Below are 9,372 nucleotides of genomic sequence, written 5' to 3' on the forward strand. Positions count from 1 at the left end.
ATGCCGGGTCCAGGCCCGCGCCATCAGCCAGCGACCCCGGCCAGCACAGCTTCTCCTCTCCCCCTCTCCCCGATCCCATGAGCGTTCGTCTGTACGTCGGCAACCTGCCGCAGAGCTTCGAGGCCACCGAACTCGAGGCCCTGTTCGCCTCCGTGGGTGAAGGCATCCGCTTCAAGGCGGTCCAGGATCGGGAGACCGGCGCCGGCCGTGGTTTCGGCTTCGCCAACGTGGACGACGAGAAGGTCGCCGATGCGGTGATCGAGCAGCTGAACGGCCGCGAGTTCGGTGGCAACAGCCTGCGCATCGAGCGCTCCGAGCGCCGTGATGCCCGCCCGGCCGCCGGCGACCGCCGCCCCGGTGGCGCCCCCACCAGCCAGGTGGCCCGCAAGGCCGTCAACAAGGTGGTGCACAGCGACACCGTGCAGGAAGACGCCCCCGACCCCCGCTGGGCCGGCGAACTGGCCAAGCTCAAGGCCCTGCTGGCCGATCAGAAGGCGGCCGTCTGAGGCCTGCCGCAGGTCGCTCCCGGCCCCTGTGGACCGGGAGCGACCTGCCAGAGCAGCCGGCACGCCAAGCCAACCAGCCAAGCCCCATCCGATTCCGATCGGGTGGGGCTTTCTGCCGAGGACCGACCGGCCTGGGCCTCAGGGCAACAGGGCGGCGAGGGCGATCACGCCGATGAAGATGCCCAGGAACATGAAGCCCATCTTGGTCATCGAGGCCTCGTGGTGCTCGATGCCGTGCTCCACCTCCTGATCCAGTTCCTCACGGAAGGCCACGAAGGCAGCCTGCTTTTCCTCGGGAGAGGGTTCCTTCATCGCCGGTCAGGGGGGAGTGGGGTTGGAGGGTGTTCGGGGTGGGGTCGGCTCAGGCGCGGTGGAAGAACCAGTAGGCCCCCACCGCCAGCACCACCATCACGATGATCGGCGCGGCGATGGCGAGCATGCCGTTGTGGCTGCGCACCACGCGCGATTCATGGGAGACCACCGCCTGCTGGATGGTCTGCTTCATCTCCTCCCGCAGGCGGGCCAGCTCGGAATCCAGGGATTCATCGCTGAACAGCTCCTTGAGGCGCTCGTAGGTGGTCTTGCCGAGCAGCAGGCTCTTTTCGGGGCTTTCAAACAGAATCTCGAGCAGTTCGCCGCGATCGAACACCACCAGCTCAGCCGGCGTGGTCACACGGGCATTGGCGAGGCGGGCGCGGTTGTCGATCAGCTCCACCTCACCGAAGATGTGGCCAGGGCCATGGCTCACATCGACGGCTTCGCCGGTCTCCGGGTAGGTGACGGTGATGTCCACCTTGCCGGAGCGCACCAGAAACATGGCCTCGCTCGGATCGTCCTGCTTGTAGACGTACTCACCGGCTGGAATCCGTAGGCGACGCATTCCCACTGGGTCCCAAAGTTCGGCCCAGTGTAGGGGCACTTTCCCGCTTCCATTGCCCCTTAAGATGCGCGGACCAGCACGCGGCCATGAGCACGACAGCCCCGCAACGGGCCCCGTCCTGGATCGGAAAGCGTCGCCGCTTGCTCCTGATCGTCACCCTCGGGGGCCTGCTGGTGGCCGGCTGGGTCGTGCTGCGCCCCAAACCCGCGCCCAAGCCCCAGGCCCCCCTGCGCCAGGACGTGACCGCCCTGGGCCGACTGACGCCGGATGGGGGCCTCGTCAACCTGTCGATCCCGGCAGGCAGCGTCGGCGGCAGTGAAGTGGTGGGCCGCTGGTTCGTGGGCGAAGGCGACCCGATCCGCAAGGGCCAGGTGCTGGCGCGGCTGAGCAGCTGGGATCAGCTGGAGGCCTCCGTGCGCGAGGCACGCGCCGACCTGCGCGCCACCCAGGTGCTGCTGCCCAGCCTGGAATTCAGCCAGAAGCGGGCCCGGGAGCTGTTCCGCGATGGCGGCATCTCCGAGCAGGAGCTCGGTGAGGTGCAGTCGAACGTGATCAGCAAGCGCGCCGACATCGACTCGAGCCGGGCCGCCCTGGAGCGGGCCCAGACCCAGCTGGCCGCCGCCGAGGTGCTGTCGCCGCTCGACGGCAACCTGATCCGCATCTACAGCTGGCCGGGCATGAAGGAAACCGATGAGGGCCTGGCCCTGATCGGCCGGGCCGACCGCATGCAGGTGTGGGCCCAGGTGTTCCAGACCGACGTGAACCGGCTGCGCATCGGCCAGCCGGCCGTGGTCACCGCCGAGAGCGGCGGCTTCAAGGGCAGCATCAACGCCAGCCTGGCCTCGATCATCAGCCAGGTGTCGGAGCGGGATCTGTTCGCCATCACCGGCAACAACGACGTGAACGCCCGGGTGGTGCTGGTGAAACTGGATCTCGACCCGGCCGATCGCCGCCGGGTCGAGCGCCTCAGCGGCCTGAACGTGATCGTGCGGTTCCCCCGCTCATGAGGCGGCTCCTGCCCGCAGGCATCAACCTGGCGGATCTGCCCCTGGCCTGGCTGCAGCTCAAGCGCCAGCCGATTCGTTACCTAGTGGCCGTCACCGGCATCGGCTTCGCCGCGCTGCTGATGTACATGCAGCTGGGCTTTCAGTCGGGCCTGCTCAACAGCGCCACCACCTTCTACGAGGCCCTCGACACCGACCTGATCCTGATCAGCCCCGGCACCCTCAACAGCGGCAACTTTCAGCAGTTTCCCCAGTCGCTGCTCTACAACGCCCTCGGGGTGGAAGGGGTCAAGCAGGTGATCCCGATCTACGTCGCCAATGTCAACGCCCAGCGGCTCGGCGGCGTCAAGCCCACCAGCCTGCGCCTGATCGGCTTCGATCCCGCCACCAACGTCCTCAAGCTGCCGGAGGTGACCGCCCAGCTCGACAAGCTGCGCATCCCCAACTACGTGCTGTTCGACGCCCGCGGCAACCGCAACACCGGCCCGGTGGCACCCGCCGTGCAGCGCAACGGCTACCAGGAGATGCTGCTCTCGGACTTCTCTAAGACCTTCCGGATCGTGGGGCTGTTCAAGCTCGGCTCGATCTTCGCCGCCGACAGCAACCTGATCAGCAGCGACAGCACCGCCATCAACCTCGCCTACCGCCAGATCAACGAGGGTGAGATCTCCCTGGGGGCCGTGCGGCTGAGCGACCCCGCCCAGGTCCCCCGCGTGCAGGAGTTTCTACGCCAGCGCTACGGCCGGGAGCTGCAGGTGCTCACCAAGGCCGAACTGATCAGCCAGGAGCGCAACTACTGGAACACGTCGTCGTCGTTCGGGATCATCTTCGGCTTCGGCACGATCATGGGCATCCTGGTGGGCGGTGTGGTGGTGTACCAGGTGCTCTACACCGATGTGACTGATCACCTCAAGGAATACGCCACCCTCAAGGCGATGGGTTTCAGCGATACGTTTCTGCTGGTGATCGTGGTGCAGGAGGCCATCATCCTGGCCGTCTCGGCGTTCATCCCCGCCACCCTGGCCAGCGCCGCCCTCTACGCCTTTCTCACCTCCGCCTCGGGCATCCGCATCGAGATGAGTTCCGACAAGATCCTGCTGGTGGGATCACTCACCCTGGGGGTCTGTGCCGCCTCCTCCGCCATCGCCATCCGCAAGCTGGCGGATGCCGATCCGGCCTCGGTGTTCTGAGCCGTGTTCTGAGCCGCCATGACACCGACCCCGCGCGAACCCGTCATCATCACCAGCGACCTGCGCCACAGCTATGGCCAGGGGGAGCTGCGCAGCCAGATCCTGCACGGCCTCGACTTCGAAGTGCAGGCCGGCGAGATCACACTGCTGGTGGGCCCGTCCGGCAGCGGCAAGAGCACCCTGCTGACCCTGGTGGGCGCCCTGCGCTCGGTGGAGGAGGGCTCCTTGAAGGTGCTCGGCCAGGAGCTCTCCGGAGCCAGCGAGCAGCAGCGCATGGCCGTGCGCCGGCGCATCGGCTTCATCTTCCAGAGCCACAACCTGGTGGCGTCGCTCACGGTGCTGCAGAACGTGCAGCTGCTGCTGCAGCTCAGCGAGGCCCATGGGGGCCAGCGGGAACAGCGGGCCCGCGATCTGCTGGAGGCCGTGGGCCTCGGCCATCGGCTGCACCACTACCCCGACGAGCTCTCGGGCGGCCAGCGCCAGCGGGTGGCCATCGCCCGGGCCCTCGCCCCCGAGCCGGATCTGATCCTGGCGGATGAACCCACGGCCTCCCTCGACAGCCAGTCGGGCCAGGACGTGGTGGAACTGCTGGGCTCCCTGTGCCGCCGCCGCCAGAGCGCCGTGCTGCTGGTGACCCACGACCTGCGGCTGCTAAAGGACGCCGACAGAATCTGGCGGATCGAAGACGGGCGCGTGCGGCCATGGCAACCGGATCTGGCCTCAGCGGAGCACTAGCCATGGCATCCCTTCCCTATCCCGAGAGCTGGATCCACCAGTGGCAGTGGCGCGGTGAACCCGTGAGCTACGTGGTCGCCGGGCCCGAGGCCGGGGCGGCCAGCGCCGACGCCGGCGACGCCGCCAGCACAGGCGACACCGTGGTGCTGATCCACGGCTTCGGGGCCTGCAAGGAACACTGGCGCCACACCATCGCGCCCCTCGCGGCCGGCCGGCGCGTGCTGGCCCTCGACCTGCTGGGCTTCGGCGCCAGTGGCAAGCCCCGGGCCGTGCTGGCGGGGGAGGAGGCGGCCCCCGGCGACTGCCGCTACGGCATCGATCTCTGGGCCGAGCAGGTGTGCGCGCTCCTCGAAGCCCTGGAGCCGGGTCCGGTGAGCCTGGTGGGCAACTCCATCGGCGGCGTGGTGGCCCTGCGGGCGGCCCAGCGGCTCGAACAGCAGGGGCGACCCGCCCGGCAGGTGGTGCTGGTGGACTGCGCCCAGCGCGCCCTCGACGACAAGCGGCTGGCGGAGCAGCCGCCGCTGCGCCGCTACGGCCGGCCGCTGCTGAAGTCGCTGGTGCGGCAGCGCTGGCTCACCACCCTGCTGTTCAACCAGCTGAGCCGACCGGGGGTGATCCGCAAGGTGCTGGGGGTGGCCTACCCCAGCGGCGCCAACGTGGATGACGCCCTGGTGGCCGCCCTGCTGGAGCCCACCCGCCAGGCCGGGGCCGCCGAGGCCTTCCGGGGCTTCATCAACCTGTTTGACGACCTGCTGGCCCCGCAGCTGCTGGCCGAGCTGCACACGCCGGTGGCGATGATCTGGGGCGAGGCCGACCCCTGGGAGCCCGTGGCGGAAGCCCGCCGCTGGCAGGACTTCGCCTGCGTGCGCAGCCTGGAGGTGCTGCCGGGGCTGGGCCACTGCCCCCACGACGAGGCGCCGGAGCGGGTGAATCCACTGCTGCTGCAGGCCCTGGCCGGGGGTGCGGCATGAACCGCCGCGCCCTGCTGATCCTCTGCCTGGTGGTGGCCGTCGACACGGGCTCCTTCGGGCTCCTGGCGCCGGTGCTGCCGTTCCTGGTGGCGGACCTCACCGGCAGCCTCAGTGCCATCACGGTCACCCAGGTGACGGCCCTCTATGCCGGCTGCCAGCTGGTGGGGGCGCCGCTGATCGGACGCCTCTCGGACCGCTGGGGCCGCAAGCCGCTGATGGCCGGCGCCATCGCGGTGGGCAGCCTGGGGCTGCTGGGCTCGGGCCTCTCCGGCAGCCTGGCGATGCTGATGCTGTTCCAGGCGATCAAGGGCGGCAGCGCGGCGGTGTTCGCCCTGGCCCAGGCCATGGTGGCCGACCGCAATGAGGACGCGGACGGCCGCACCGTGAGCTTCGGCGCCCTCGGGGCCGCCCTGGGCCTGGGTTTCGTGTTCGGCCCGGCCCTGGGGGGCCTGATCGGCTCCTTCAGCCCCCGGGCCCCCTTCCTGGTGGCCGCGGCCCTCACGCTGGTGAACCTGGTGCTGGTGCTGAAGCTGCTGCCGGAAACCCTCTCGCCCCAGGCCGTGCGGTCGGAGGAGCCCCAGGAGCCGCTGCGCTGGTGGAGCGGCGAGCAGGCCCAGCTGCGCCGCATGCTGATCGTCTATTTCCTCTTCTATCTCGGCTTCTCCTCCTTCACCGGCGTCTTCGTGGTGGACACCAAGCAGCGCTTCGGCTGGGGGCCCGAGGCCGCGGGGCTGCTGCTCTGCTTCGTGGGGGTGGTGGCGGCCCTGGTGCAGGGGGGCCTGCTGCCCAAGCTGCTGCGACGCTTCCGGGCCAAGCGCCTGGCCGAGGTGGGGCTCGTGCTGGTGGGTATCGCCCTGCTGGGGGTCTCGGCCATTGAGCAGGGCAGCTCCCTCTATCTCACCCAGTTCCTGTTCGCCACTGGGGTGGGTCTGAGCACACCGGGCCTGCGCACCCTGCTCTCCACGGCGGTGAATGAACGCCAGCAGGGCGTGCTGGGTGGCCTGACCCAGTCGTGCGTGAGCCTCACCAGCCTGCTGGGCCCCCTGGCCGCCGGCCGGCTCTACACCTACGGCGGTTTCCGGCTCACCTTCCAGCTGGAAGCCACCGTGATCTTCATCGCGGCGGCCCTGTTGATCCTCACCAAGGTGCGATCCCAGCCCCAGGCGGAGCCCCAGCTTGAGCCGTCGGTTCAGCCGACGAACACCCCGTCGCCGTAGCCGATCAGCTCGATCTGGTGGCCATCCGGGTCGGAGAGGAACAGGGAGCGGCAGCGGGGGCCATAGGCAAACGCCTTGACGGCATGGCCCTGCTCCCGCAGGCGCTGCTCGGTCTGCTCCATCAGGGCGAAGGGGACGCGGAAGGCCAGGTGCCGCATCGCGATCGTGTCGTGGCCGGGGCTGGGCTGGGTGGCTCCGGCATCGGGCGGGAACAGGTTGAGGTACGACTCACCCACCACCCGCAGGATGAACGGCGGACCCACGGCCAACCCCTCCATGTGGGCCTCCGTGAAGCCGAAGGTGTCCTGATACCAGCGGATCGAGCGGGCCGGATCGGACACCGTGAGCGCCACGTGGTCGATCGCCTCGATCGGGATGGGCTGGCCCCCTGCGGGACTGACGGTCTCCGCTGGGGTGACCTGGGCGGAGACGGCGGGCGGGGTGGCCTCGGAGGATGTCATCGCAAGGGCTCCTTCGGATCGGTGAGGTCGTTGTGTCGGGGAGTTGGGCGGGGGAGTGGCGGGGGGAGTTGAGCGTGGGATTCGCTGCGCCGGGTCTGCGTCAAGAAAGCAGCTGGAGGGCCGCTGGTCTCAGCGCACCAGGCCCGCCTCGCGCTTGGCGCGCAGCAGCTTGCGCAGGCCCAGCGTCATCGAATCACTGGCCAGCAGCAGATCCTCGCGGCCATCCAGATCCGGCTCGAACGGCTGCATGGATTCCACGATGACCTTGTCTTCCTCCAGGAAGCGGTGCACCCGCTTGAGGGCGGCCCCATCGGCCAGCGGACTCCTGAGGAAGGAGCGGAAGTGGCGCCACAGCAGCTGGGTGCGGCCATCGCCCAGCGGCACGGGAATGAGGCAGAGATAGATCGAGAAGTCCTTGAACACCACGCGGATGAGCAGGAAGTTGGCCATCCACAGGTTCAGGTGCTGCACACCGGCGGGGGCGGCATCGGCCCCGTCCGCAGGCTGATCCGGAGCGGGATCTGCCCCACCCGGCTCGTCCTCCGGATGGCCGGAGCCCAGCAGGGTGCGCTTGAGGCGGCTGAGGGGATTGCCACCCTGATCGGAGCGGTAATGGCGATCCCGGGGCGTATCGATCAGGGCATAGAGGCTGTCCGCCGTGGCCGACTCCTCCGCGGGGTAGAGCTCATCGGCCGCCGCACCGCCGAAGGTGCTCTTGTGCACGTAGGGCACGTGGGTGAGGTCGATGAAGCCCTCCAGAATCCGCAGCCAGTGGGCCGACCAGACCGCCGTTCCCTCCATGGTGCGCCAGCCGGGATCCTGGGCGGCGGGCACATGCTCGATCGGCGGCACGGGGGGCACGGTGGACGGATCGAGATCGGCCTGCTGATGCCACCACACCCACACGAATCCATGGCCCTCCTGGCAGGGATAGGGGCGCAGATGGGCGCGATGGGGAATGCTCATTCCCTGGCGATTGGCCGGAATCTCGACGCATTCGCCCTGCTGATTGAAGCTCCAGCCGTGGTAGCCGCAGCGCAGCCTCCCCTCCACCAGGCAGCCCCGCCCCAGGGACGCCCCCTTGTGGGGACAGCGATCCTGGGCCGCCAGCGGCGCACCATCGGCGCCGCGCCACAGCACCAGCGCCTGGCCGTGCAGGTGCACCGTGAGCGGTTGATCCGGCTGCAGCCCTGAGGCCAGAGCCACGGCATACCAGGCGTTGAGCAGTTGCATCGGCGGGGTACGGAGAACGGCGACGGGCGCCGGGTAGATGGGGGCCAGGGGTGGCGGGACGGGCCGTCCCAGGGGCAGGGGGAGAACGGGCCGTGCGACGTCGCTGCGGCGGCGGTCAGCCCAGATGGGTTTTCCAGCGCTCCGCCTGGGGATTCCAGCGGAACCACTCCCGCTCCGCCAGGGCAGCCAGCAGGGTGTCGGCCTCGGGGCTGCCGGTTTCCAGGCCCCAGTCCTGGCGCAGCAGCTGCTCCAGCTCCGGCGGGGCAAGGCCGAGCCGCAGACCCGACTTGAGCAGGCGGCGCAGCTCCGGCGGCTCGAGGCTCAGCAGCAGCCCCATCGAGAGCGGCTGCCGCGGCAGCTGGGCGCCGTCAAAGGATGCCATCGATCAGCTTCTGGGCGAGGGAATGCACCCCCTGGCTCCAGGGGTGATCCGGCACCGTGAGCAGGGCCAGGTCGCCACTGGCGAGATCGAGCAGCTCATCGCTGAGGGGCAGCACGGCCCCCAGGGGAATGCCATAGCTCTGCTCCACCCGATCGCGCACCTGCTGGCCGTCGAAGTGGCGCGGCAGCTTGTTCACCACCAGCAGGGCATTGGGCACATCCAGGCGCTGGGCCACCTCAAGCGCCACGGCGGTACCCAGATAGTCCTGGGAGTCAGGGCGCATCACCATCACCAGGCAATCGGAGATGGCCGTGGTGAGCAACGTCTCCTCATTGATACCGGGGTGGGTATCCACAATAATCACATCGAGATGGCGATGTTCGCCGAGGTGGAAGAGGGCGTCATTGAGTCGCTCCACTTCATAGCCCTCGCGCAGCAGCCGCGCGATCCGGTCACTCTGCATCGAAGCCGGCACCAGAAACACCTGGCCGGCCTTCGCCCGCACTGCCGCAGGTGTCACGTCATGGCAACAGCTTTCGATCGGAGCTGAGCCCTGGAGATGGTCATTCAGGGTGGCATCATCCGGGGCGGGCGTGAACTGAAACAGCACATGCACGCCAGGGGAGGCCAGATCGGTATCGATCACGGCCACCTTGCGTCCGCTGAGGGCCAGGGCCGTGGCCAGATTGGCGGAAAGATTCGACTTTCCCGTGCCGCCGCGGAAGGAATGAACGCAGACAATCTTGGTCATCGCAACAGGCCCAAACCCCTCTCAGCTACGGGATACTAGGAC

At 68.9% G+C, this 9,372-nt stretch carries 12 protein-coding genes; 6 read left to right on the plus strand and 6 right to left on the minus strand.

The features are described 5' to 3' along the window. Nucleotides 1-77 precede the first annotated feature (77 nt). Nucleotides 78-506 carry an RNA recognition motif domain-containing protein gene (locus ACLV7J_RS07140; protein WP_411868410.1) on the plus strand — a complete coding sequence of 143 codons (429 nt, stop codon included), beginning with the start codon at nucleotides 78-80 and terminating at the stop codon, nucleotides 504-506. Nucleotides 507-644: 138 nt separating this feature from the next. Here ACLV7J_RS07140 and ACLV7J_RS07145 read toward each other — a convergent pair whose 3' ends face one another. Both ACLV7J_RS07145 and ACLV7J_RS07150 read right to left on the minus strand, forming a co-directional pair. Next, nucleotides 645-818, minus strand: a complete 174-nt coding sequence (locus ACLV7J_RS07145) for a hypothetical protein (protein WP_411868411.1) — start codon at nucleotides 816-818, stop codon at nucleotides 645-647. Between the two features lie 49 nt (nucleotides 819-867). Then, nucleotides 868-1,386 carry a cyclic nucleotide-binding domain-containing protein gene (locus tag ACLV7J_RS07150; RefSeq protein WP_411868412.1) on the minus strand — a complete coding sequence of 173 codons (519 nt, stop codon included), beginning with the start codon at nucleotides 1,384-1,386 and terminating at the stop codon, nucleotides 868-870. A 140-nt stretch (nucleotides 1,387-1,526) separates the two neighbouring features. On the opposite strand from ACLV7J_RS07150, the gene ACLV7J_RS07155 reads away from it, so the two are divergent. The 5 genes from ACLV7J_RS07155 to ACLV7J_RS07175 are packed head-to-tail and all read left to right on the plus strand — an operon-like array spanning nucleotide 1,527 to nucleotide 6,503. Further along, on the plus strand, nucleotides 1,527-2,393 hold the full coding sequence (locus tag ACLV7J_RS07155) for an HlyD family efflux transporter periplasmic adaptor subunit (RefSeq protein WP_411868413.1): 867 nt from the start codon (nucleotides 1,527-1,529) through the stop codon (nucleotides 2,391-2,393). Then, the gene (devC, locus tag ACLV7J_RS07160) at nucleotides 2,390-3,580 is read left to right on the plus strand and encodes an ABC transporter permease DevC (protein ID WP_411868414.1); all 1,191 of its coding nucleotides are present in this window, start codon (nucleotides 2,390-2,392) and stop codon (nucleotides 3,578-3,580) included. Before ACLV7J_RS07155 ends, devC begins: the two co-directional genes overlap by 4 nt. Before the next feature lie 18 nt (nucleotides 3,581-3,598). After that, a complete protein-coding gene (locus tag ACLV7J_RS07165; protein WP_411868415.1) occupies nucleotides 3,599-4,315 on the plus strand; it encodes an ATP-binding cassette domain-containing protein in 717 nt (238 codons plus the stop codon). Between the two features lie 2 nt (nucleotides 4,316-4,317). Further along, nucleotides 4,318-5,286 (plus strand): alpha/beta fold hydrolase, encoded by a 969-nt coding sequence (locus ACLV7J_RS07170; RefSeq protein ID WP_411868416.1) that lies wholly within the window; start codon nucleotides 4,318-4,320, stop codon nucleotides 5,284-5,286. Beyond that, nucleotides 5,283-6,503: an MFS transporter gene (locus ACLV7J_RS07175; protein WP_411868417.1), complete on the plus strand. Its 1,221-nt coding sequence runs from the start codon at nucleotides 5,283-5,285 to the stop codon at nucleotides 6,501-6,503. The genes ACLV7J_RS07170 and ACLV7J_RS07175 overlap by 4 nt, the downstream gene beginning before the upstream one ends. Here ACLV7J_RS07175 and ACLV7J_RS07180 read toward each other — a convergent pair. From ACLV7J_RS07180 to ACLV7J_RS07195, 4 genes are all read right to left on the minus strand, one after another. Beyond that, a complete protein-coding gene (locus ACLV7J_RS07180) occupies nucleotides 6,476-6,964 on the minus strand; it encodes a VOC family protein (protein WP_411868418.1) in 489 nt (162 codons plus the stop codon). The genes ACLV7J_RS07175 and ACLV7J_RS07180 overlap by 28 nt on opposite strands. 129 nt (nucleotides 6,965-7,093) lie before the next feature. Beyond that, nucleotides 7,094-8,197: a Rieske 2Fe-2S domain-containing protein gene (locus ACLV7J_RS07185; protein ID WP_411868419.1), complete on the minus strand. Its 1,104-nt coding sequence runs from the start codon at nucleotides 8,195-8,197 to the stop codon at nucleotides 7,094-7,096. A 115-nt stretch (nucleotides 8,198-8,312) separates the two neighbouring features. Further along, on the minus strand, nucleotides 8,313-8,579 hold the full coding sequence (locus ACLV7J_RS07190) for a hypothetical protein (RefSeq protein WP_411868420.1): 267 nt from the start codon (nucleotides 8,577-8,579) through the stop codon (nucleotides 8,313-8,315). After that, entirely contained in the window at nucleotides 8,566-9,330 is a 765-nt protein-coding gene (locus ACLV7J_RS07195; protein WP_411868421.1) for a MinD/ParA family protein, read from the minus strand. The genes ACLV7J_RS07190 and ACLV7J_RS07195 overlap by 14 nt, the downstream gene beginning before the upstream one ends. Between the last annotated feature and the right edge of the window lie 42 nt (nucleotides 9,331-9,372).

The organism is Vulcanococcus limneticus LL (assembly GCF_943369875.1).
Taxonomy (GTDB): Bacteria; Cyanobacteriota; Cyanobacteriia; order PCC-6307; family Cyanobiaceae; genus Vulcanococcus; species Vulcanococcus limneticus_A.

Bases quoted from the DNA above. Each gene is read 5' to 3' on its own strand.
- ACLV7J_RS07150 (WP_411868412.1), bottom strand. From the start codon at position 1,386: ATGCGTCGCCTACGGATTCCAGCCGGTGAGTACGTCTACAAGCAGGAC.
- ACLV7J_RS07145 (WP_411868411.1), bottom strand. From the start codon at position 818: ATGAAGGAACCCTCTCCCGAGGAAAAGCAGGCTGCCTTCGTGGCCTTC.
- ACLV7J_RS07165 (WP_411868415.1), top strand. From the start codon at position 3,599: ATGACACCGACCCCGCGCGAACCCGTCATCATCACCAGCGACCTGCGC.
- ACLV7J_RS07140 (WP_411868410.1), top strand. From the start codon at position 78: ATGAGCGTTCGTCTGTACGTCGGCAACCTGCCGCAGAGCTTCGAGGCC.
- ACLV7J_RS07180 (WP_411868418.1), bottom strand. From the start codon at position 6,964: ATGACATCCTCCGAGGCCACCCCGCCCGCCGTCTCCGCCCAGGTCACC.
- devC (WP_411868414.1), top strand. From the start codon at position 2,390: ATGAGGCGGCTCCTGCCCGCAGGCATCAACCTGGCGGATCTGCCCCTG.
- ACLV7J_RS07170 (WP_411868416.1), top strand. From the start codon at position 4,318: ATGGCATCCCTTCCCTATCCCGAGAGCTGGATCCACCAGTGGCAGTGG.
- ACLV7J_RS07190 (WP_411868420.1), bottom strand. From the start codon at position 8,579: ATGGCATCCTTTGACGGCGCCCAGCTGCCGCGGCAGCCGCTCTCGATG.
- ACLV7J_RS07185 (WP_411868419.1), bottom strand. From the start codon at position 8,197: ATGCAACTGCTCAACGCCTGGTATGCCGTGGCTCTGGCCTCAGGGCTG.
- ACLV7J_RS07195 (WP_411868421.1), bottom strand. From the start codon at position 9,330: ATGACCAAGATTGTCTGCGTTCATTCCTTCCGCGGCGGCACGGGAAAG.
- ACLV7J_RS07175 (WP_411868417.1), top strand. From the start codon at position 5,283: ATGAACCGCCGCGCCCTGCTGATCCTCTGCCTGGTGGTGGCCGTCGAC.